At 44.1% G+C, this 24,575-nt stretch carries 17 protein-coding genes; 10 read left to right on the top strand and 7 right to left on the bottom strand.

The genetic code is table 11. The features are described from left to right. Position 1: 1 nt before the first annotated feature. The 3 genes from QZ076_RS02690 to QZ076_RS02700 are packed head-to-tail and all read left to right on the top strand — an operon-like array spanning position 2 to position 3,711. A complete protein-coding gene (locus QZ076_RS02690; protein ID WP_293710106.1) occupies positions 2-1,528 on the top strand; it encodes a tetratricopeptide repeat protein in 1,527 nt (508 codons plus the stop codon). A 15-nt stretch (positions 1,529-1,543) separates the two neighbouring features. Next, on the top strand, positions 1,544-2,743 hold the full coding sequence (locus QZ076_RS02695) for a 6-bladed beta-propeller (protein ID WP_293710108.1): 1,200 nt from the start codon (positions 1,544-1,546) through the stop codon (positions 2,741-2,743). A 35-nt stretch (positions 2,744-2,778) separates the two neighbouring features. Continuing rightward, positions 2,779-3,711, top strand: a complete 933-nt coding sequence (locus tag QZ076_RS02700; protein ID WP_293710110.1) for a 6-bladed beta-propeller — start codon at positions 2,779-2,781, stop codon at positions 3,709-3,711. Between the two features lie 290 nt (positions 3,712-4,001). On the opposite strand, the gene QZ076_RS02705 is transcribed toward QZ076_RS02700, so the two are convergent. The 4 genes from QZ076_RS02705 to QZ076_RS02720 all read right to left on the bottom strand — a co-directional run bounded on the left by QZ076_RS02705 (position 4,002) and on the right by QZ076_RS02720 (position 9,063). After that, entirely contained in the window at positions 4,002-4,220 is a 219-nt protein-coding gene (locus QZ076_RS02705; RefSeq protein ID WP_293710112.1) for a hypothetical protein, read from the bottom strand. Next, positions 4,217-4,693 carry a DUF3990 domain-containing protein gene (locus tag QZ076_RS02710; RefSeq protein WP_293710114.1) on the bottom strand — a complete coding sequence of 159 codons (477 nt, stop codon included), beginning with the start codon at positions 4,691-4,693 and terminating at the stop codon, positions 4,217-4,219. The genes QZ076_RS02705 and QZ076_RS02710 overlap by 4 nt, the downstream gene beginning before the upstream one ends. After that, the gene (locus tag QZ076_RS02715) at positions 4,690-4,911 is read right to left on the bottom strand and encodes a DUF3791 domain-containing protein (protein WP_293710116.1); all 222 of its coding nucleotides are present in this window, start codon (positions 4,909-4,911) and stop codon (positions 4,690-4,692) included. The genes QZ076_RS02710 and QZ076_RS02715 overlap by 4 nt, the downstream gene beginning before the upstream one ends. A gap of 126 nt (positions 4,912-5,037) precedes the next feature. Continuing rightward, positions 5,038-9,063, bottom strand: coding sequence for a glycoside hydrolase family 2 TIM barrel-domain containing protein (locus tag QZ076_RS02720; RefSeq protein WP_293710118.1), 4,026 nt, complete (start codon positions 9,061-9,063; stop codon positions 5,038-5,040). Between the two features lie 201 nt (positions 9,064-9,264). Between QZ076_RS02720 and QZ076_RS02725 the strand changes: the two genes are divergently transcribed. After that, positions 9,265-11,478 carry a patatin-like phospholipase family protein gene (locus QZ076_RS02725; RefSeq protein ID WP_293710120.1) on the top strand — a complete coding sequence of 738 codons (2,214 nt, stop codon included), beginning with the start codon at positions 9,265-9,267 and terminating at the stop codon, positions 11,476-11,478. 5 nt (positions 11,479-11,483) lie between these two features. Here the strand turns inward: QZ076_RS02725 and QZ076_RS02730 are convergent, their stop codons facing one another. After that, a complete protein-coding gene (locus QZ076_RS02730) occupies positions 11,484-12,083 on the bottom strand; it encodes an RNA polymerase sigma-70 factor (protein WP_293710122.1) in 600 nt (199 codons plus the stop codon). A 99-nt stretch (positions 12,084-12,182) separates the two neighbouring features. Here QZ076_RS02730 and QZ076_RS02735 point away from each other — a divergent pair, with 99 nt between their 5' ends. The 6 genes from QZ076_RS02735 (at position 12,183) to QZ076_RS02760 (ending at position 22,633) form a co-directional block, all read left to right on the top strand. Beyond that, positions 12,183-13,223, top strand: coding sequence for a FecR family protein (locus tag QZ076_RS02735; RefSeq protein ID WP_293710123.1), 1,041 nt, complete (start codon positions 12,183-12,185; stop codon positions 13,221-13,223). Between the two features lie 217 nt (positions 13,224-13,440). Then, entirely contained in the window at positions 13,441-16,776 is a 3,336-nt protein-coding gene (locus QZ076_RS02740; RefSeq protein WP_293710125.1) for a TonB-dependent receptor, read from the top strand. A 10-nt stretch (positions 16,777-16,786) separates the two neighbouring features. After that, entirely contained in the window at positions 16,787-18,268 is a 1,482-nt protein-coding gene (locus QZ076_RS02745; RefSeq protein ID WP_293710127.1) for a RagB/SusD family nutrient uptake outer membrane protein, read from the top strand. A 116-nt stretch (positions 18,269-18,384) separates the two neighbouring features. After that, a complete protein-coding gene (locus tag QZ076_RS02750) occupies positions 18,385-20,499 on the top strand; it encodes a GDSL-type esterase/lipase family protein (protein WP_293710129.1) in 2,115 nt (704 codons plus the stop codon). A 12-nt stretch (positions 20,500-20,511) separates the two neighbouring features. Continuing rightward, positions 20,512-21,921, top strand: a complete 1,410-nt coding sequence (locus QZ076_RS02755; RefSeq protein WP_293710131.1) for a sialate O-acetylesterase — start codon at positions 20,512-20,514, stop codon at positions 21,919-21,921. 40 nt (positions 21,922-21,961) lie between these two features. Further along, positions 21,962-22,633: a DUF2461 domain-containing protein gene (locus QZ076_RS02760; protein ID WP_293710133.1), complete on the top strand. Its 672-nt coding sequence runs from the start codon at positions 21,962-21,964 to the stop codon at positions 22,631-22,633. Positions 22,634-22,762: 129 nt separating this feature from the next. Here the strand turns inward: QZ076_RS02760 and QZ076_RS02765 are convergent, their stop codons facing one another. After that, complete coding sequence (locus QZ076_RS02765; RefSeq protein ID WP_293710135.1) at positions 22,763-23,941, bottom strand: glycosidase; 1,179 nt, start codon at positions 23,939-23,941, stop codon at positions 22,763-22,765. A 59-nt stretch (positions 23,942-24,000) separates the two neighbouring features. Beyond that, positions 24,001-24,459 carry an HU family DNA-binding protein gene (locus QZ076_RS02770; RefSeq protein ID WP_293710184.1) on the bottom strand — a complete coding sequence of 153 codons (459 nt, stop codon included), beginning with the start codon at positions 24,457-24,459 and terminating at the stop codon, positions 24,001-24,003. Positions 24,460-24,575: the final 116 nt, after the last annotated feature.

Below are 24,575 nucleotides of genomic sequence, written 5' to 3' on the forward strand. Positions count from 1 at the left end.
GATGACGTATAAATATACTGTTTTGCTTCTTCTCAGTGTCCTGTCCCTCGTGGGGCAGGCACAGAGTTCATCACTTCAGGAACTGGTTAACAGAAAGCAGTTTGCGCAAGTGATTGCCCGGGCCGATAGTCTTACGGCGGCAGACTCTGCCGATTATGTTACTATGTCGGCTATCGGCCAGGCTTATGAAGGCATGCTCCGGTATAAGGATGCATACCAGTGCTTCCGGCATTGTTTGTCGATGGACACGGCGAATGTGGATGCTTTGAATGCGGTTGCCCGTGCAGCCATTAACTTCGGGAAGATTGCGGAGGCGAAGCGTTGTTTTCAGAAAGTGCTCGAAGCGGATACGCTGAACTTCTATGCCAACAATCAGTTGGCTCGCCTTTATTATCAGTTGGGTGATTACGGACAGTCGATGGAATATTATCATACGCTTGCCTCTTTCGAGAGTGATAATCCTTCTATCTTGGCCGGCCTTGCCGATTGTCATGTGAAGAAAGGAACCGGGCCGAACACACTGATCGCTCTTTCCCTGTATGCCCGTGCACTGGAAATAAATCCGGAAAATATACGTGTCGCCTCTTCCCTGATCAATACATTGCTTCGGATGGGGGATGGGAAAGGAGCGTTACAGATATGCGATACCGCTTTGTTTTATAATCCGGATAACCGTCAGATACGTCAGAGCCAGGGGATGGCTTTGTATATGACGAAGAATTACCTGAAAGCGGATACGGTCTACTCCGGCTTGCTGGCTGAAGGCGACTCTTCTTTCATCAACCTCAAATATGCAGGAGCTGCCCGCTATATGTCGGGGCATGCGCTGGATGCTGTCGAACCCCTGGAGTTTGCTTACGAGATCGACTCTACCGATGTGGAAACGGTTCTTCTCTATGGCGCTTCGCTGGGAAAAACATACGACCGGCAACGGGCTTATCAGTTATTCGACCAAGCGGAAGAATGTATGAAGCCGAAGCCCTTCTTTGTCAATCTGCTGACAGCCTTCAGGGGAAGCACGCTGGAGCGTGACGGCCGTTTCAACGAAGCGGAGAAGATATATTATGCCGCCTGGAAGAAAGACCCGACGCAACTGAATTTCCTGTATGAGATCAGTAAGAACTATTGGGCGATAGAGCCGGATCTGTTTAAAGATGAGGTGAAGTTGCAGAAAACGCTTTTCAGCAAGTATACCTATCTGACCGAATATATGAAACGGAATGAGTCGACAAAGGGACTCCATAGCTACCGCTTTTTCCTCGAAGACCTGTATCAGGATGCCTTTTTCCGCAGTGTCAGTGAGCTGACGATGTTGGCGCCTGACGGGAAAAAGAGTAAACTCTCATTGATCGACCTGCGTTCTCTGATAAACAGTTTGCCCGAACCTCCCGAAATAGAAAAGCAACACTACGAACAGATGCGTGCCGCCAGGAAGAAACAGGAGCAGAAAGATATGGCCTCGAAGGATTCGTCCGAATATTACTTCAATGCCGGCAGGAAAGCTGCTCAAGAGAAAAAGTCCGAATAACAAAATAGGTTGCATATGGTAAAACATATCAGAATGGCAGGTATACTTCCTGTCTGCTTATTTCTACTTTCATGCGGGGGAAAGACGTCCGGTGATCGACAGGCGGAAGATATATCCGGAGTATCCGGATATCCGGTAACGATCGCTTTTCAGAAGGGGATTGAAACGGAGCAGGAAGTACTGCTGAGTGAGATCGCTAAGGAAGTAAAGATCGTGCCGCTGGAGACGAAGCCCGAATGTCTGGTTGCCAAAGTGAATAAGGGGATGATACAGATGGTGGATCATAACTTGTTTATTCCATGCAGTGAAGGGTTGTTGCAGTTTACGGATGACGGTAAGTTCGTCCGCTCGGTTGCCAAACGGGGACAGGGGCCGGGAGAATATGCGGCAGTCAGGTTTATTGCTGCAAATGACAGGCTGAAACAGGTTTATTTGATGGATCACGGAAAACTCCTTACTTATTCTGTCGATGGGACGTATATAAGAGAGTGTAAAATACCTTTCTGCTGGCAGTTTACCGTGTTGGGTGATAGTACGTTTGTCGGCTATATCTATAATAATACGGGACAGAAGAAAGATAAACTTCTTCTTATAAATCAGGAAGGAGAGACATGGAAAACTTTTCCGCAGTATGACCAGTTTACCATTGCCAGCGGCTTGAATTATTATTTGTGGGGACGTTACGACCGTTATGTCTATTCATTTAAGGAAGAAGCCTGTTGCAAAGAGTATTATAATGATACGGTCTTTACGGTTACACCGGAGCAGCTTCAACCCCGTTATATCCTGGATATGGGAAAATATAAAATACCGAAGGAAAGGCGTTTTGAAATCCTCGAAGGAAACTGGCTGGTCTATTCAGAACCGGCACAGGCTTATCTCCGTCCGGATTTTCACGAAACTTCTCAATGGGTGTTTCTCCCTTATACATCCTGGGATGTAACCAGTGAAGACGAGTCGCCCCGGTTGGCTATGTATGATAAGAAGAAAGGAGTTTGCTATAAGGTGAAGAACAACCGGATCAAAAACGATATGCCGGGTAGTTTGCCTTTTTATCCGGAAGCCCGCATCGCCGACGATGTGCTGCTTTATTACCTGGAAGCATCCGAGGTTCTGGAACTGGCAGAAGAGGATCCTTCGATCCTGGACTATGAGCAATTGAAGAATTTGAAAGAGGATGATAATCCGGTGTTGATGATCGTTCGGTTGAGGTAAGATGTACAAGTAATAATCAACTAAATACTTGGAATATGAATAGATTTAGTACCATATCGTTCATTATTATCTCTTCTTTTTTGTTTTCTTGTGGCGGGAAGAAAGCCGGGAAGCAGGTGGAAGAGACGGAAGTTGCAAAAGTTCCCATATATCCTATGACTGTCCCGTTTGAAACTGGTATAGAGACGGAGCGTGAAGTCTTACTGAGTGAAATTGCCGATTCTGTAAGGTTTATACCGTTGGAGACAAATGATAAATGTCTGATCAAAGGCATAAAAGATGCGAATATCCTGAAGGCCGGGAAGTATTTCTTTTTGCCGTGGGTAGAAACACTTTTTCAATTTACTGAGGATGGTAAATTTGTCCGTAAGCTGGGACGCAAAGGCGGAGGCCCGGGCGAATTTAACTGGATTGCCCAGATAGATGTTGATGAAGAAAAAGGACTGGTCTTTATGCAAACAACCTCTCTGCGAATTAATGTCTACGACATGGAATCCGGGAACTTCCTGCGATCGATGAAATGTCCGGATATTGAGTCGGGAGACTTTGCGATGTTGAATGATACGACATCCGTCACATTTGTGCGTAATACGAACGGTAAAAGGAAGGTTCGTCTTTATGTATCCAATGCAAAAGGAGATACTTTGAATATGTTTACCCGTTCTGATTTATTTGAATTGAACAGCCAGTATTCGTGGATGATGAGTAGCCCGACAGATCGCTATATGTTCCATTATGAAGATATGGTTTGCTGTAAAGATTATTACAACGATACCCTGTTTACCGTAACGAAGGATTTACTCGAACCCCGGTATATCTTTGAAATGGGGAAATATTCTTTGCCTGTTGAATGCCGTTTTGAATACCTGAACGGAGATGGTAAGCGTTTTCAGGAACTGGCAGCCCCTTATCTGAGGTATCAGGCGATTGAGACCGAATCGTATCTGTTCATGCCCTATACGAATTAGGCAGGTGAAAATGCACGCAAGCGGCAGCTGGCTCTGTTCGATAAGAATACCGGGGAGTGTTATAAAGTATCCGGTGATGGTTTCATAAAGAATGATCTGGGAAGTGAATTGCCTATTCGTCCTGTAGCTGCATTAAGCAGTAAAACATTATTATCCGTATGGGAAATGCAGGATATATTCAAGGAAGCTGAGAAGAATCCGGCTATCCTTAAATTAGATCAATTGAAAGGGATAGACGAAGATGATAACCCGGTGTTGATGCTTGTTTATTTGAAGTAAGATGATGTGCTTTATCCGATTACTCCCGTTTTTATCTCGGTTTCGAGATAAGAATAGATATAATATGAGCTTTGATAATACAACCCCGTAGCTGGGTCGGACAATTTAGTGAAGGTATCCGATGTATAGACCGTATCCAATGCGGTTTGCAAATCCATCCCCAAACGTTCCATCAGTAGAACAACCAGGTCTGCTGTAACTGATTCAACCATATAATCAAAATCTGTCATAATCTTTTTAATAAATGAATTGATCTTTCAGTCCCGAAATAATACTGGAAAGTGATTCCTTTCATATATTTTAATCGATGAAGAAATTCTTGAGTGTCGATAGATCCATCCTCCAATTTCTTAATCTGTAAGCCAACCTTATCATTTGCTATCGGGCCATAAACGATATCATACTGAAACACGGAATTTCCATCTCTACTATTTCTATTTGCAAACACAAACTTAGCCCATTCCTCCGTATATGAACTGAATATTTTCACAGATAGATCCGCCCCATGAAGATGGGTTTCATCAAACTCATAACGAGTCACCACAGGTTCTCCACCTAAAATAGCACTTTTGAGAGCTGCCATACGAAAAGCTTGTTCTTCATCTGAAGACAAATAGAAACCTCTCCCAAAATCTTTATTTGGTTTAGAGCGTGTTAAATCTATATTTTCTATAATGACATTGGAACCATGATAAAGTATCATGCGATAGCCCCTCCCTGGCGTTGGCAATAAAGTGTCAGATAAGAAAGAGCCTCTTTAAAATCGAGTGTATGAATAGCTTCATAGTGTTGTTCCAGGAAATCAATTCCACGAAAACGACGAATATAGCGATAAGCTTGTTGTTTATTCAAGCTATTCCGCTGTGCGAACGCATCAATCATAGCCGCTATAAATTCCACTTTGTCTCTTATATTGCTCATTGATATAACCTTTTTACAAAGAAACAGGATTTTTCCTGATTATCCAAATAGAGGTAAATCTTTATGTGTAATTAAAAAGGGCGAACTTTTGTCCGCCCTTTACGAAGATATCTTTAGATACAAATCTTATTCACTCAAAATCGTTAGCTCTGCGCCAGTGGCGAAATCTTGTCCGTTCTGTGAGCTCAGGGCGGTGAAACGGATGTAACGTCCTTTCACCGGCTGGTCGAAGAGGACTTTCTTTTCATCCCGGTTTCTTTCGAATGAACCTTTGCAAACAGGCTCGCCCCAGTTCTTGCCGTCGGAACTGACCTGGATGGAATATTCCTTGATGTTACCATTACTACCATCCTGACGTGGCAGATAAATAAAGCCTTTGAATGCTTTCTCTTCGCCTGCATCCAGGTCTACCCAATGCGGATATTTGGCAACGGTAACAGAATACATACTGTGCCAGATCGTGTTCGGATCGCCGTCTACCAGGTTCTTGGCATCGCCTCCGTCCACTTCTTCACTACTGGCATAGATGACCTCCGTTTGTATACTTTCCATTTTATTGAAAGTCTTTGTCGACTTGATCTCCGGGTTATTCTTGAACCAGGCAGTGATCGTTCCGCCTTCGCGCATCGGGATGGCTTCCGTATATTCTTTCGCTTTCTTATCCTTGCCGATCGTGTAGCAGATAACGGCCTCTTTGTTGATAGACGACAATTCTACCAAACCTGTACGGCTACGGGTAATAGAGAAAGGAATATCACCTGCGGCTGAAACCTGTGCCACAGCTGAAAGATATTGCGCTGCCGGGCGGATAATGAACCCTATGTTATTTTGTCCGGCAAACACACGGTCCTGTACCAATGGGCCACCCTGTCCGCAACTGTTACCTCCCAGGCCTGTAACGGCAAGGTCGAGATGCAGGTAGGTGTCGCCGGCTTTCGGCAACTGGTAAGGATGTCCGGCCAGTGTCAGATCGAGTGCAGAGTATTGCAATGCTGAAGTAGAGAGGCGGTCGGTTGCTACAAAGACAGCTCCTTTACCAGTCTTATCGGTCAGGGCGCACCAGCGTACGTCTTCGTGGTTGCCCATATCCTGTGGTTTCGGGAAATTCACAAACTGGTCGGCTACGGTCGATTTATACTGCTCGATGAACTGTCCGGCTTTACGGTCGGCATAGTTTTCGACAGGGCCGCGTCCGTAATAAGTATAGTTCTCATAACGCTGAGGAACTTTCATCATATAACCCAGACGAGGCAGAACCAGACTCGGGTTGTTGGATGTGATACTTGCCTGCAGTTCGATGGAACCGTCGCGATAGATGGTCCATACCTGGTCGGTCGTGAACTTGAAGTTGTCTTCTCCGAAAACTTTGTCGGTTAGTTCTTCCACACTATTTTTACCGCTGGAAGTTCCTCCCAGGATTTTGGCTGCATTAGGAGCTTGCGATTCTACGGTGTAGAACAATACGATAGCACCGTCTTTTCTATTAAGAACTTTAGAGGCTGTGGCTCTATGTTTCAGGTTGTGCAGTCCATTCTCGAACCAGCTTCCGTAGAACCAGTTGTCGTTGTTGGTAAAGGCACGGAAAGCATCCAGTTTCGGGCCGTTACCGTCGGCAATGATTGTTTCGTTGTTGTAATTCAAACTGTATATCGTACCGGTCTCGTTGTCGAATTTAACTTCGAAGTTATCCCCCTTGATGGTGGAGAAACGTGGATTAGCCTGTTTGTCAATGGTTAGTTTGCCGGCAATGGCGTTCGCTACTTCATTGATAGCGGGTTTGTCGGTTGCTGCTTTTACAGGAAGTTGTTCTTCTGCCATAACATAGCCTTTATCAGCCCAGGGTTTATTTTCGTTCAAGAGGAACTGTACCTTGACGAAGTATTCATTTTCGGCTTTCAATTTGCTGAAAGTATAAGGAACGGCCACCTGCACACGCTTACGGGGAGCCATTGTACCCGGATTCAATGATCCGCTTTCCACTTCTTTGCCGTTTTCGTAGAGCGACCATTTTACGGCATAATCAGACAGGTCGTTGAAATAATATTTATTGAAGATTTCGAAAAGGCCCTTAGAGGCATCGACTTCTGTTACACCGATGTGCTGGTACACCTTCTTTACTTCGTAATATTGCGGCTTCGGTTCCAGGTCGCCGAATACGATACCGTTCATGACGAACTGTCCGTCGTTGGGCGTGTCGCCGAAGTCGCCGCCATAAGCCAGGTAACGTTTGCCATCCGGCGTATAGTTGTAGAGGGATTGGTCCACCCAGTCCCAGATGGCACCGCCACAGAAGAAGTTGGTCGACTCCATCGCGTCCCAGTAATCGATCAGGTTACCGCAGGCATTCCCCATCGAGTGGGCATATTCCGAGATATGGAACGGATACTTGATATCATAATCACCTTTCACAGCACCGCGCACCCAGGAGATAGACGGGTACTGGTTAGAACCCATATCGACGATCTTGTTGTTTCGTTCGTATTGAACGGGACGTGACAAGTCTACTTTCTTCAGTGCATTGTAGGCTTCAACGAAGTTCTGCCCCGGACCGGCTTCGTTTCCTAACGACCAGATAACGATAGACGGGTTGTTGATGTTCGCATGTACCACTTCCATCACACGTGCCACATGGGCGTCTCTCCATTCTTTCGGATGGGATAATGAGGCTACACCGTAATAATATTCGTGCGATTCGATATTCGCTTCATCTTCCAGGTAAAGGCCGTATTTATTGCATAAGTAGTACCAGTACGGATCGTCCGGATAGTGGGAGTTACGAACGTGGTTGATGTTCGCACGTTTCATCAACATCACTTCATCTTCCATCATCTTACGTGTGATAGCATGGCCTACGCCCGGATTACTTTCGTGGCGGTTGACTCCTTTTAGCTTGACGGTCTTGCCGTTTACGTAGTAGTAGCGTCCGGCCAGACCGAATTCATCTTCCGAAGCCGGTGTGTCTTTGATCTCTACTTTCCGGAAACCGACAGTGGTGGAGACCGTTTCTACCGTACGGCCTTTTTTATCTTTCAACTCTCCTACCAGGGTATAACGATAGGGTTGTTCGGCAGACCATTTATTTGGATTTTCAACAGTCAACACGGCCTCGGTTCCTACTTCCTGCCCGGCTGCAACAAGGGCAACGGGGGCGGAGGTCGTGGCATTGTCTACTTTCGTGTTGTCGTCTGAGTAGAGTTTGTTGGCATACAGCGAATAAACGATAGAATAGTCTTTAGCCGCTTTTTTACTCAGGTTACGGATATCAGCCCGGATATTCAGTGAACCGTTTGTGTAGGTAGCATCGAGGTCGGGAGTCGTTACCAGATCGCGAACGTGCAGCTGCGGAACGGCTGTCAGCGATACGCTGCGGTAGATACCCGGCAGGCGGAACATATCCTGTGCCTCGAGGAAGGAACCGTCAGAGCTACGATAAACTTCGGCTGCAACGATGTTTGTCCCTTTCACCAGGTAGGGTGTGATATTGAAACTGGCTGTGTTACGTGAATTCTTCGAGAAACCGACATATCGGCCGTTTATCCAGAGATAAAAGAAAGAGTCGACTCCATCGAAATTGATAAATACTTCCTTCCCTTCCCAGTCCGTAGGGATGGTGAACTCACGGCGGTAGGAACCGACTTCATTACGATCTTTGAAAGTGGTCCAGTTTTCCGGCGGAGTACGCATCACACCGCCGCGCCAGTCGTCGACAGCCACTTTATGCTGGAAAATAACGGGCTGGTTCACGTAAATAGGAGTTCCGTACTTCTGTGTCCCGTCTTTTCGGAGACCGACGATGTTCCAGCTGGATGGTACCAGGATATTGTCCCATCCCGATACATCGAAGTTCGTTTGGAAGAAGTCTTTCGGACGTTCTTCCGGCGTGCGTACCCAGTTGAATTTCCAATCTCCGTTTAAAGATTGCCAGTAAGCGCTGTTTTCCGGCAATACCTTCCGGGCACTTTCCTGATCTTTAAAAGAGAAGAACCAGGCATGAGGTTGTTCTTTGTTTAGCGCGAGATTTTCGGGCGACTCCCATTCGTCCCCTTTAGGCGCTTGTTCTGTGGCATACTGATAGCCTTTTAGTGGATCTACTGTAGCGAAGCTTTGAAAGGTAAAGCTGCATAGTAATAGACATAATGCTAGTTTTTGCATATTGAGTTTTTTCTTAAGATGAGAATTCAGGGTCAAATTTAATATAATTATCGGATACTATATAGTTTACTTCCTGTTTTCTACCTGTTATTGCTTTATAAAGAGACTCAGAACCTGACAGATGTGAACCAATATATATTCGTATATAGTAATTTGTATCTTTAGCGTAAACCGACTACATTTGCTGCAAATAATGTGAAGATGAAAAAGTTACTTTACTTTTTGCTCCTGGTGCTGTTCACTTTCCCTTCGCTGCAGGCTCAACGGAAGAAAGTCGGTGTGGTATTGGGAGGTGGAGGCGCAAAAGGAGTAGCTCATATTGGAGTGTTGAAAGTACTGGAGGAAGCTGGTATCTCGATCGATTATGTGGCGGGAACCAGTATGGGGGCTATTGTAGGGGGATTATATGCGATCGGTTATACACCGGCCGAGATCGACAGCATGGTGATCGCGCAGGATTGGACAATGCTTCTTAGTGACCGGGTGACGCGTACCAGCCTCTCGTTTCCGGAGAAAAAGAACTCCGAGCGATATATCGTATCCCTTCCTTTCGGCAAGGAAAAGAAGGACCGTGTGATCAGCGGCATGATCCGGGGACAGAACCTGCAAAACCTTTTCTCAAACCTGACGATCGGGTATCATGACTCCGTAGACTTTAAGAATTTCAATATCCCTTTTGCCTGTGTGGCGGTAGATGCCGTGAACGGGAAAGACTATGTGTTCGATAAAGGCAGCCTGCCGCTGGCAATGCGTGCCAGTATGGCCATACCGGCAGTATTTACTCCGGTGAGGCTGGATAGTATGGTCTTGGTCGATGGCGGGTTGAATGATAACTTCCCGGTCGATGTTGCCCGTAAGATGGGAGCCGACATCATTATCGGTGTCGATCTGGGTACCAGCGACCTGAAGGAGCTGAAAGACCTGAATACCCCTGGCGACCTGGTCGGGCAGATCATCGCCTTGCACGGTTATGAGAAATATGCCCGAAACAAGGAGCAGACAGATTTATTATTCCGTCCCAACATGACACCTTATAATGCAGCCAGCTTCAGTACGGTGGCCCTTGATACCCTGATCCGGCGCGGTGAACAGGAAGCTTATGCCCATTGGGATGAGATTTGCGCCCTGAAGAAGAAGATCGGTATTCCTGATGACAATCAGCCTGAGCTGCAGGTTCACATGCGAAAGTCATATCCGGTGTTGCCGACCGACAGTTTCTATATCCGCCGTATCTTATTTACCGGGACGGACTCGAGAGATGAGAAATGGCTTCTGAAGATCAGTGGTTTGCACGAGAACAGTCATATCACGCTGAATAAACTCCATCGTGCCATGTCGGTGCTGGTGGGGTCGAATGCTTATTCAAATGTGAACTATAAACTGACTGGCGAGAATCAACAGGATCTGGTATTGATGGCACAGAAGAAATCGGTCAGTTCCTTAAATGCCGGAGTACGGTTCGACTCGGAAGAGATAATCGGAGTACTACTGAATGCGACGTTCGATTACCGGACACGCAACCATTCGAAGCTGGCGTTCACCGGGCGTGTCGGGGGAAAGATATCTTCTGCGCGGTTGGACTATTCGATCGAGCGGAATCCGCTGCGGAATCTTAACCTGGCTTACCAGTTTACATATAATGACCTGGATATCTATAAGAAAGGGAAAAAAACTTTCAATACCAGTTATACGCATCACCTGGCAGAGTTCGGTTATTCCGATATGAACTGGCTGAGCTTTAAGTTTAAGGTAGGTCTTCGTTACGAGTATTTTAACTATACTTCTTTCCTGTATACCGGGGACAATAACAGTGAGTATGTGGTGAAGCCGGAGGGTTTTATCAGTTATTTTGCGTTGGCACATCTGGAAACCTTCGATCGCCGTTATTTCCCGACGAAGGGTGTCTCTTTGAAAGCTGACTATTCATTCTATACGGATAACTTTGTCAGTTATAACGGTCATGCTCCTTTTTCGGCCGTAAAGCTTAATTTTACATCTGTTATACCTGTTACTTCCCATTTCAGTATTCTGCCTTCTCTGTATGGACGTGTTCTAATCGGAGGAAATCTGGCTTATCCTTTCCTGAATGCGGTAGGAGGCGAGGTAGAAGGACGGTATGTACCCCAGCAACTGCCGTTTGCAGGAATCAACCGGATGGAAATATTCGATAATTCGGTCGCTATGGCACGTTTGCATTTCCGCCAGCGTATAGCCGGCAACAATTACATATCCCTGATCGGTAATTACGGTATCCATAACAACGACTTTTTCCATCTTCTTAAAGGAAAAAGTGTATGGGGCGGAAGTCTAGGATATGCCTACAACAGTATTGCAGGCCCGCTAAGTGCAACATTCAGTATGTCGAACCTGAATAAAAGCCTTCAGTTTTATTTGAATCTGGGATTTAGTTTCTGATTATATTAATTGAATAAGGAGGGAGAAAGAAACAAAACAAGAGAAAGATAATCTTTTAAATCTTCTTTCAGAATGTCGGTAGCCTGACTTTTGTATCGTTTGGCTGTGCGAACGGATATATTCAGTGTTTCAGCAATTTCATCGAAACTTTTTCCTTCCAGGCGATTCATTTCGAATACGAGACGGTATGTCTCCGGAAGTTTAGATAATGCTTTATCCAGCAAGGCCTGTAATTCGGTTAATAAATAAATATCATTTTCTCCGGAATCGGCTGAAGTGATTTTTCTGATCTGCAAATCCATGTATTGTTGCATATATCCTTCTCTTCTTAAATAACTTATGCATTGATTTTTGGTACATACGACCAGGTAGGCACGTATGGATATTCCCTCGGTCATTTTCATTCTGTTTTCCCATAAAGAGGCAAATACTTCTTGTACAATATCTTCCCGGATGGCTTTATCTTCAATATACCGTTTGGCATACTGGCAAAGAGGCGGATAAAAAAGCTCGAACAGCTTTTTGAATTGTTTTTCACCGCTTCCCAATGTTGTATTCCAATAATAGTCTTCGGAATGTTGGATGTTTCTGATCTCGTTCTCCATAACGCAAATATAGCTAAAAAATAATTTGAAAAAAGTATTTATTCTGTGGCACTAATTTTTTTCTCATGCGTCTTTTGTATAGAATGACCTAAAAGAAGAATGAATACAGATAATAAAGAAATATTATTTTTCAAAAAATATACAGAAAAGACAACTCCGGATGAAGCGACAATGATTGAACAGTTGCTGGCGGCCTCGGGTGAGAATCGAAAGGAAATGGATTTGGTTGAACAAGTCATTTCTATAGAAGCCGAAATGAAGGAGTTGGCTTCTTACGATGTATCGAAAGGATATCTGGGAATGAAACAAAAATTGAATGAGCGAAAAAGTCCTATCCACTGGTCGTTCTGGTTGACACGAATTGCTGTAATTTTGGTTTTTCCACTATTGATATCGACATTGACTTTGCTATATCTGAACCGCGAGCAGCAGAAAGAATTAAGCCGTTTCGAATGGATGGAGGTATCGGCAGCACCGGGATTGATTTCTAAGTTCGAGTTGCCTGACCAGTCTAAGGTATGGTTAAATTCAGGAAGTACGCTTCGTTATCCCTCCCGCTTCACTGGAAATACACGTGAGGTCGAGTTAAATGGAGAAGGTTATTTTGAGGTAAAATCGGATCAGAAGAATCCTTTTTATGTATCAGCCGGTTCGGGTGTGAAGGTAATGGCTCACGGAACTCGGTTTAATGTAAATGCTTATGATGAATATGACAAGATAGAAGCCGTTTTAGCTGAAGGAAAAATCGATTTCTTATTTGCAGACAATAGACTCCGGCAATTAGTACCCGGCGAACAAGCTGTTTTCGATCGAAACAGCCATCAGTTGATGGTTACTCCGGTCGGCATTTATGAGAAAATAGCCTGGAAAGATGGAAAAATAGTTTTTCGTAATGCCTCTCTGGAAGAAGTATTCCATCAGTTGGGCAGACGTTACAATGTTGATATAGTATTTCATGATGACTACAAACTATCACTTGGTTATCGTTGTCGTGTGACATTTACGAATGAAACGATACAACAGATTTTCAGTTATTTGGAGATCGCAGCTCCTATAAAATGGACAGTAAGTACACCTGTTCGACAAAGTGATTCTACGTTAGCAAAGCAACGGATAGATGTATGGTTGAAGAAGAAATAGAATGTTTAATAAAAATAGATTGCCTATGAAATAAGCCTTGAGTCGTAATAAAAAACGACAAGAGTAAGCGCGAACTTACTCTTGTCATGAGATAAAAAACATCTTTGGAAAGAACGAGTCCAAAGACATCATTAATTAAATTCAATACAAAGTTATGAAATTCCGGAAATTATTTTGGGATAGGAACTCCCATTATTTCTTAAAAACATGTCGCAGAATGAAAATAGGTTTGTTTTTATTGCTCGTAGCTATGATGCAGCTTAAAGCAGAGAATTCCTATTCGCAAGTCGCATCCTTATCTCTGTCTTTGAAAAACACCACGATAGAGCAAGTTTTAGATCGAATAGAAGAAGAAAGTGAATTCAACTTTCTTGTTATCGATAATTCACTGGATATGAAAAGGTCAGTGAATATAGATGTCAGCAAACGAAATATAACAGAGGTCCTGAATGAACTGTTTAAAAACACCAATGTTCAGTATCGGATTGTTGACCGTCAGATTATTTTGTCCCAAAAAGACACAAACGATCTTTTGCAGCAGAAGAATTCTCCAATAAAAGGCTCTGTTTTAGACAATACCGGAACACCTATTATTGGAGCAAACGTATTTATTAAAGGAACGGCAAGTGGAACAATAACAGATACAGAGGGTAATTTTAACCTGGAAGTACCTGAAAATGCAGTATTGACAATTTCTTATATCGGTTATCTGTCGAAAGAGATAAAGGTCGGTAAAGATAAGATACTTTCTATTATGTTGGCGGAGGATACTCAGAATTTGGATGAAGTAGTAGTTGTGGGTTTTGGTACGCAGAAGAAAATAAACTTAACAGGATCTGTAGTCTCAATAAGTGCTAAAGAACTGACAGAACGTCCGCAACCGAATGTGCAGAATATGTTGCAGGGAAAAGTGGCCGGTATGCAGATTGTAACAAATACGGCTCAACCCGGTAAAGATGGCGGTATGATTGCAATCCGTGGAAAAGGCTCTTTTGGAGCAAGTTCCGATCCGTTGATTTTGATAGATGGTGTTCCCGGAGAATTAAGTACTGTGGCTGCCGAAGATGTAGAATCGGTTAGTGTCCTGAAAGATGCCGCTTCAGCCTCTATTTATGGAGCACGTGCAGCTAATGGTGTCATATTGGTGACAACCAAAAAGGGTAAGCAAGGGAAAGCGCAAATCTCTTACAATTTTAATTATGGTTGGCAACAGGCAACAGGTTTGGGAGATCAGATATGGGATTCGGCTACCTACATGGAATTGTATAACCAAATGGCTGATCGCATGGGTGGTGGTAGAACCAAGTATTCGCAGGAACTGATCAATAAGTATAAAGATCCGAACCGGGATATGAATCGCTTCCCCGATTATAACTGGATGGAAGAGACGTTTAAAACCGGTCATGAAATGAATCATAACCTGGGTGTTAGCGGAGGTACTGATAAATTGACTTATAATATTTCTTTAGGTTATCTGAATCAAGAAGGTTTGCTGGATGCTCATAGTTATGACCGTTACACGGGGTTGATGAATCTGGAAGCTAAAATACATGACTGGATTAAAATTGGTGCAACAGCCAACTTTTATAATGGTGTAACTAAAGAACCATGGCATACAAATGAACAAATTGTACTGTTGGTAGCTTCATCACGTCCAATGGCAAAACCTTATTTGCCGGATGGCAGTGGTCGTTATTCATATTTGAGTAATCCTGAAGCATACGGTGGTGAGTGGCAAAATCGTAATCCGGTCTGGAATATGAATGAATCTTCCCGTAGATATGAAAACTGGCGTGCCAACGGTCAGTTATATATTGACATCGATTTTTTGAAAAAGCAGGATATGAAGCTGACCTGGTCTACAAAGGGAGGTTTTCGTTATTCGGATCAGCTTATGCAGGAACATCAATCTCCGACAGACGGATATTATTACTTAAAGGAATCGGATTATAAAGCAGGAGGCCGCGACGAATATCTTCTTGCTACAGACTTTTTCCCAGGTTCGACAGGGAATGTAAATAAAGATGAACGCACTGTTTATACGATGCTATATACAACGCTGAGTTTTGACTGGACATTCTTGAAAGATCATAGTCTGAATGCAATGTTGGGATATCAGGATGAAGGGAATAAATACCGGTATATGCAAGGTAGTCGTATAAATTATCCTTCTAATGCCATGACAGAACTGGATGGAGGCTCTACAACCGGACAAACACTGGGAGGAGGTGTTAAACAGTTTGCATTACGCTCGTTCTTTGGCCGTTTAAATTATTCTTACAAATCCAAATATCTGGCTGAGGCTAATTTTCGCTATGATGGAACTTCACGTATTTACAAGGAAAATCGTTGGGGTATTTTCCCTTCTTTTTCAGGTGCATGGAGAATTTCAGAAGAAGCATTTGTAAAGGATAATATTTCATGGATGGAGAATCTAAAACTACGTGCTTCATGGGGTAAACTGGGGAATTCTGAAATCGGAGAATATCCGTATCAGGAAGTTTATTCGGCAACTCAATACATTTTTAATAATGCAATTCAGCAAGGAGTTGTACAGAATGCTTTAAAAGATAAATCGCTGAAATGGGAAACAACGTCAGTGACAGATGTAGGCGTTGATTTATCTGTATTCAGAGGGATGTTTAGTCTGACGTTTGACTGGTATAACAAAATAACTGATGGTATTCTTTCTCAGGCTGCAATTCCACTAAGCGTAGGTATGGATGCTCCTACTATTAATTATGGAAAACTCAGGAATAGAGGTGTCGAGTTTCAAGTCGGCCATCAAAATAAGATCGGCGATTTTTCGTATGGAGCCAGCTTTATGGCCTCAATGAATAAGAATGAAGTACTGGAACTTCGTGCTCCTTCTTATGGCGATTATATTTATGAAGTTGGTAAACCCTACGGTGAACATTATCTGTATATTTGGGATGGTATTTTCCAGTCGGAGGAAGATATAAAGAATTCTCCGGTACATCCTAACAGTCCTAAGCCTGGTGATATTAAGTTTAAAGATTTAAATGGAGATAATAAGATCGATAGCAAGGACCGTCAAATGGTTGAAGGTGTATATCCTAAAATGCTTTATTCTTTTAATTTGAATTTTGGATATAAAAACTTTGATTTGTCTGCATTCTTCCAGGGGATCAGCGGGCGTAAAATCTGGACAAACTTCTTCGGAGAAGATCCTTTTTCTCAGGGACAATCTCCCAATAAGAAATTCCTGAATGCATGGACTCCGGAGAATACCAATACAGATGTACCGGCTATTTACTGTTTTGGATATGCCCCGATGTGCGGAACAAGATCTACTTACAATCTGAAAGATGCTTCTTATCTGAGATTGAAGAATCTGCAGTTGGGTTACAATGTGCCGAAAGTATTTTTAAGTAAAGTGGGTATTGACTATCTGAGAATCTATTTCTCAGGAGAGAATTTGCTGACATTTACATCCTATCCTGATTATGATCCTGAAAGAGCAGGCGACGGATGGCATGTACAATATCCACAAGCAAAAACATATTCTATAGGTTTAAATGTAAAATTTTAAAAAGCATATTATGAAAAAGAATATAATATATATACTGTTGGCCGGTATGTTAGGTTTCTTTGCTTCTTGTAATGACCTGGAGTTATTTCCACAAGACCAGTTAGGACCGGCAAATTTCTGGAAAACCAAGAAAGATATCGATATGGGGTTGGCTGGTGTTTACTCTAAATTGAAAGGTGGCTACATGGACTGGAACAGATACCGGTTGGATGGACTTACTGATGATGGCTTTTGCAGGCATGATTTGGCCGTTCGTAATATTCAATATGGTTATTTGGAAAATACCACAAGCGGACCGGTTGACGGAATATTCAAAGGAGCTTATCAGGGAGTTGCTGCCTGTAACAATTTTATGAAGAATTTTCCTACAGCAAAAGAAAATGCTCAATTGACAGAGAATGAGGCTGCTGTATATGAAGCCGAAGTTCGTTTTCTCAGGGGATTGTTCTATTTTGAATTAGTTCAGCGTTATAAAGATATACCACTTTATAAAGAGGCTATAGAGTCGGTTGAATCGGCAAAGGTAAAGCAAAGTCCGGAAAGTGAAATATTGCAATTTATCCATGAGGATATTGATTATGCGATTGCAAATTTACCGGATGATGCTTATGGTTCAGGACATGCCGTTAAGAATTCAGCACAAGCTCTTAAAGCCCGTATTTTGCTGTATCAGAATGATTGGGCCGGAGTGGAAAAATACACGAAAGCTATAATATCCTCCAACAAGTGTGCTTTGGCAAAGGATTTGAATTCTATCTTTATTAAAAAAGGTGGACTAACATCTGAAAATCAGATAAATAATCCTGAGATAGTATTTTCTGTAACTTATCTGGCTCCAGATGTGTATCAAACATCGTATGGTACTGAAACCGAATTTTATTGCTGGAGTGCATTAAGTCCAACAGAAAATCTGATGAAGATTTATTCAGAGAATGATAAGCGTTTTAAAGAATGGTATTATTATAGCGGAGTAGGAATAAGAGAATGGACTAATCCTTTTGGAGATGTTGTTTCTGTTACTGATGCCACATTTACCGGCTGGATGTTGTTGAAGCATTTTGATAAGTATCATAAGGAAAATTATGCTTTTGGTGATTTCGACTTCCGTACGGATAATGATATAATTATCCTACGTTATGCCGATGTGTTACTAATGTATATAGAGGCTAAGGTGGAACAAGGTGGAGGAAATACTTCGGATTCGGATGCGATTGATTATATGAATGCTATACGTGAGAGGGCAGGTATTGAAAAAGTCGGATCTGTTATTTCCAGAGAGGAATTGCGTTTGGAACGCAGAAAAGAACTGGCGTTTGAAGGGTTACGTTATTTCGATATAACTCGTTGGAAAATAGCTGAAAATATTATGAATGGATTTGCTCCGACTCCGGATGGCGTGACTTGTAAATTCGAAGAGCGATTTTATGTATGGCCTTTCCCTTTGAGCGAAACAGATATAAATCCTAATCTGGATCAAAAAGACGGTTATTGATTTATTTGAATGATTAAAAGACTGCTTTTGAAATATATAGATTATTTTGAAGGCAGTCTTTCTTATTGTATTGAAAAAATGTTTTATTTTGTGTTTGTTAATATCATAGATATAATATGACTAGAAAACTCTATTTTGCGTTTTTGATGCTTGTGGCGTCAATACCGCTTTTCGCAATACCTCCCATAAAAGTAGCCTGCGTAGGCAACAGTATCACTTACGGAGCTTTTATTCAGAATCGTGAATTAAATTGCTATCCGGCCCAGCTGCAGGCCTACCTGGGCAGTGGATATGAAGTGAAGAACTTCGGCGTTTCGGGATGTACCTTGCTGAGTCAGGGTGATTTGCCTTATGTAAAAACAGATACTTACCGGCAGTCGCTCGATTATCAGCCGGATATCGTCTTTATCAAACTGGGCACAAACGACTCCAAACCACAGAATCGGATCTATCTGGATCAGTTTAAACACGACTATCTCGAATTGATCGACTCCTATCGTGTATTACCATCTACCCCCCGCATAATCCTCTTGACGCCGCTACGTTGTTTTATTCCTGGAAATGAAACGATATGCGATAGCGTTATTCAGACAGGTATCACTCCGGTGATTAAAGAGATTGCCTATGAGCGGAATCTGGAGATTATAAATTTATATAATCTGTTTGGCGATCAGTGGGAAGAATATAACATGCCTGATAAATTGCATCCGTCGTCTATCGGGGCCGGAGTAATTGCTGCTAAGTTATATGCAGACCTGGCAGGGACGAAAGTCAAAGATGCAGATATTATCTCCGCTTTCCCGTTAAAACCCGTTCGTGAATTTAACTTTCATGGTTATAAGGGATATGTCTATGATCATAAAGGTGTGGAATATTATATTGTGAAACCACATCAGGTGGCCGAAGGTAATCCGTGGATATGGCGGGCCCGTTTCTGGGGGCATGAACCGCAGACAGATGTCGACTTGCTGGAACGAGGTTTCCATCTGACTTATTGCGATGTTGCCGACCTTTATGGATCGGACGATGCAGTGAAGCGTTGGAACGAATTCTATAAGCTGGCTGTAAAAGCCGGATTAAATAAAAAAGCTGCTCTCGAAGGTATGAGCCGCGGAGGTCTGATTGTTTATAACTGGGCAGCCGCCAATCCGGACAAAGTAGCCTGTATTTACGCCGATGCTCCTGTGATGGACTTCAAAAGCTGGCCGATGGGGAAAGGTACTTCCAATGGTTCGGAACCCGATACAAAACAATTGTACTCCGCTTACCGTTTTCCGACCGAAGAGAAGGCGATGGACTGGAAGAAGAATCCGATCGATCATGCTGAGATCCTGGCAAAAGCCGGTATCCCGATGTTGCATGTTGTGGGAGATGCCGACGATGTTGTTCCGGTATCGGAAAACACCGCTGTTTTTGCCGCTCGTCTGGCTGAGTATGGTTATACATTAAGAATTATACATAAACCGGGTGTCGGACATCATCCGCACTCTTTGAACAACCCTGAACCGATCGTCCGGTTTATAATGCAGGCAACCGGGCAGGCCGAAAACATGTGTATCCACCCTGTCCCGGGCAATGAATACCGCTCTGCTGCCGGATGGACGGAGGGATCCGACTGGCATACAGTTGCACAGGATATTCAGGCTACACTGGCCGGAAAGAATCTCAAACTTCTGATGTTGGGCAATTCGATCACACAAGGATTCGGAGGAAACCGGAAGGCGGTAGCTTATAAGCCGGGCAAAGCCGCGATGGATGAAGTAATGGGTATCGATACCTGGGAAGCGGCCGGAATCTCGGGCGACCGTACCCAACATTTGCTGTGGCGCTTGCAGAATGACGATTATAACCGTTGCCATCCGCAGGTGGCTATTATTACGATCGGAATTAATAATGTGGTTCCGGGAGACGATCCGGTAGATATTACCGCTGGAATAAAGGCATGTGCAGCCGAGGCTCATAGGCAGTTGCCCGATACGCGGATTATCCTGTTCGGTCTGTTACCGGCTGGCAAGGAAAAGGATAGTTCGAATCGTATCGCCTGCGATAGAATACATGAATTGCTATCACAAAAGCCTTTCGATGGAATAGAATATATTAACCCGACTGCCTGGTTTGTTAATCCTGACGGTAGCTTGAAGGCTGAATTATATAGAGACGACTTTCTGCATCTGAATCCGGAAGGATACAAGGTATGGTGTTCTCAAATTGCTCGTTTAATTAATAAATAAAGATAAGGGAATATGAATAAAACAAGAATTACAGGTTTAGTAGCAGGGTTGAGTCTGCTGGTTGCCGGAGCACAGGCACAGATCAGCTTGCCTTCCGTTTTTACCGATCACATGGTTATGCAACAGAATAGTGATGCACCTGTCTGGGGATGGGGTACTGCGAGTACTACCATAAAAGTAGTGGGAAGTTGGGCACCGAAAGACACTGCTACAGCCGTAGTCAGTTCGGATGGAACCTGGGAGACAAGTCTGAAAACCTCTTCAGCCGGAGGACCTTATACTATAACCTTGCTTGGAGACGGGAACCGTGAACTGCGGGATGTCATGTTAGGTGAAGTTTGGCTTTGCAGCGGACAATCCAATATGGAATGGACTCCCAATAGCAAGATCGATGATGCAGAAGCAGAGATTGCTGCCGCGAATTATCCGAATATCCGTTTTTTCCATATTCCTAAAAGAGGAGCAGCCACTCCTCAAAATAATTGTGAAGGAGCCTGGGCTGCTTGTACGCCGGAAACCATGCGTAACACCAGTGCTGTAGCTTATTTCTTTGGCCGTAATCTGCAGAAAGATCTGGATGTGCCGGTGGGGCTGATTGTCTCGGCCTGGGGAGGTACTCCGGCTGAAGTATGGGTGCCGGAAGAAAGCATTCGCTCTAATGAAAAGTTGAATGCTGTTGTTCCGCAAAAGACCTTTCCCTGGTGGCCGGTCGAACCTGGTGTGTTATATAACCAGATGATCAGTCCGATCGTTCCTTTTGCACTTGCCGGAAGCATCTGGTATCAGGGTGAATCGAATCAGGATCATGCAGCGACATATGGGTTGCTGATGAAGACACTGATTGAAAGCTGGCGGCAGAGTTTTAAGAAAGATTTCCCGTTTTATCTGGTACAGATCGCACCGCATACTTATAAATCAACCGACAATGGTCCGGCTATTGTGCGTGAATGTCAGGAGTGGGTTTCACGAACCGTTCCGGAAACAGGGCTGGTTGTTATTTCCGATCTCGTGAGCGATGTGAAGAATATCCATCCTACCAATAAACAGGATGTAGGCTTACGTCTGGCAAACCTGGCTATGGGAAAGACGTACGGACGACTTGCTTCCGGATACGAAAGTCCGGTATTCAGCGAAATGACGGTTAATAAGAATAAGGTGGTTATCTCATTCCTGCACGCAGAAAACGGCCTGGTTTGCAAAGATAAAGAGCTGTCCGGTTTTATGATTGCCGGTGAAGACGGCGTTTTTGAACCGGGGAAAGCGCAGATTAAAGACAATAACGTTATCGTGACTTCTCCGCGTGTGAAGCATCCTGTTACCGTGCGTTATTGTTTTGATAATGCCACCATCGGGAATCTCTTTAGTAAAGAAGGTTTGCCGGTAGCTCCTTTCCGTACGGACAGAAACTGGGATAATGAATGATATTATTCCGTATCTTTGCCTGTAAAACAAACAGATATTTATGAATGCAGAGATTATACAATTCCTGAAGGAATTAAGTCAGAACAATAACCGGGAGTGGTTTCAGGCAAACAAAGACCGCTACGATGTATTACATAAAGGATTTCTTGACGAAGTACAGCAAATTATCAACCGGATAGCGTTGTTCGATCCGCAGGTGGCAGGTCTGGAAGCTAAAGACTGCCAGTTCCGCATTTACCGGGATTTGCGTTTCTCACCGGACAAAACGCCTTATAAAACTCATTTTGCCGCTTATATGGCGCAGGGCGGACGTTCCGGTGAGCGGGGCGGCTATTATATCCATCTCGAACCGGGTGCCTGTATGCTCTCCGGTGGCGTATGGTGTCCTCCTCCCAAATTGCTGAAAATGCTTCGTCAGGATATTTACGATCATATCGACGAGTTTGTCGGTATCATTGAAAAGCCATCTTTTAAGGAGGCGTTCCCGGTGATGGAAGGAGAAGTGCTGAAGCGTATGCCGGCCGGTTATCCGACCGATTTCAAATACGATGAGATCATGAAGCATAAGGACTTCTGTTTTGCAGCCAATTTACCGGACGAGTTCTTTATGGCGGATGATTGGATGGAACAGTCTTTGAAGCGGTTTGAAGAATTGTTGCCGTTCAATAACTTCCTGAATTATACGGTAGACGAGTTTCTGGGACGCGTATAAATACCTCGTTCCCGTGCTTGACACGGGATCGCAAAGACACCGGCCGTATCTTCTAAATAGTGGGATACGGCCGGTTTTCTTGTGGCCCTGTGTCAAGCACGGGGACAGTCTGCATAGCCTTAAAAACAACTAACCTTCTTTGTACTTTTTATTTTTATCAATTAACTCATTAATCTTAGCAACGGAAGCCGCGGAACGCAAGCCGTCTTCCGGGGTATTCATGCAATAGTCCACCAGTATATCTATGGTGGAGACCGCTACGTGCATCCGCGTATCGCAGGATGCATAGTAGATAAATACTTTTCCATCTTCGTCGGCAATCCATCCGTTAGCGAATAATACATTCGATACGTCTCCTGTTCGTTCTTCCCCGACAGGGGCGAGGAAGTAACCGCCGGGCTGTGCGATCACCTTTGTAGGATCATCGAGAGCCGTCATGTACAGATAGAGTACATAACGAAGCCCGGCGGCACATGCTCTGACTCCGTGAGCCAGATGCAACCAGCCTTGCGGCGTTTTGATCGGATGAGGCCCCTCTCCATTCTTTACTTCCTTGATTGTATGATAGTAGCGTTTATCTATTATTTTTTCAGAGAGAACTTCCGCTTTTGTAATATCGTCGATCAGTGCCCAGCCGATACCTCCGCCGCTGCCGGCGTCGATAAAGCCGTCCTGCGGGCGGGTATAGAGTGCATATTTCCCATCCACGAACTCCGGGTGCAACACGACATTGCGTTGCTGGCTTTTCGACACCAGGTCGGGCAGCCTTTCCCAGTTGATCAAATCTTTTGTACGAACAATTCCGGCCTTTGCCACAGCCGAAGACAGATCACCCGGCCGAGCTGCCGGATCATGCTGCTCGCTACAAAATATTCCGTATACCCAACCGTCTTCATGCGCTGTCAGGCGCATATCATACACGTTGGTTTCCTCCGGGTCGATATCCGGCAGATTGACCGGACGTTCCCAAAACCGAAAGTTATCCACCCCGTTCGGACTCTCGGCAATGGCGAAGAATGATTTGCGGTCGAATCCCTCTACGCGTACCATCAGTAGGTATTTGCCGTTCCATTTGATGGCACCTGCGTTCATACAGGCATTCACCCCGATCCGTTCTAGGCAGTACGGGTTGGTTGCCGGGTTGAGGTCGTAACGCCATTCGAGCGGCACATGTGCTGCTGTTACGACAGGGTTCTTATAACGTGTAGCGATGCTGCGGGGAGCATCCAGAGGGGCATTCTCTGCCGATAGAAGCATTTCGTGTTGTATCTGCAACTTTTCGATCGTATCTGAGAAACTGATTTCCATTATCGTATTGTTCTTTATTTATCTATGTAATTTGCCGTTATGCGACAATGTGTTCTGTTCTATTCGATGACAGGACGATCGTCTTCGCCCTCTTCGCCACCCGGTGTTTCGTCTTTCGTGTCGGGCGAAAGTTCGATCCATTCCAAGTCGTCGCTGTCCACCAAGGCACGACTGTAGGTACCGCCTGACAGCTTCGTGCGTTCGGGGATAAACTCCACACGTACGGCTTTTACCTGTTTAGCGAAATTGAAATCCTTGATGTCTTTCACGCCTACAGTGCTAAGCACGTAGCGGAAGTATCCCAATCCTTTGATATGAACGCTCTTGCCTTGTGCCATGCGGGTGTGCATCACACCGGCGATGTCACCAAGTACGGCCTGAACGTCCGAGTTGCTAACTGTGGAAATCTTCGACAAGTCCTTGGCGATAGTTTCCGTTTCTACCGGCTTCCCTTGCACGATGGCGCGGGGATAATGCACTTTCTGTTTTGAGTTGTACGCTTTCTTGTAGAATGGCATAGCTTTTTGTTTTTTAATTAATAAATATGTTAATTTCTCGATACGCCGTATTGACGCGCTCAATACGTCATATTGACGTCTTCAATACGGCGTATTGAGAATGGCAGTTCGGAATA

Source organism: uncultured Parabacteroides sp. (genome assembly GCF_905196875.1).
Taxonomy (GTDB): Bacteria; Bacteroidota; Bacteroidia; order Bacteroidales; family Tannerellaceae; genus Parabacteroides.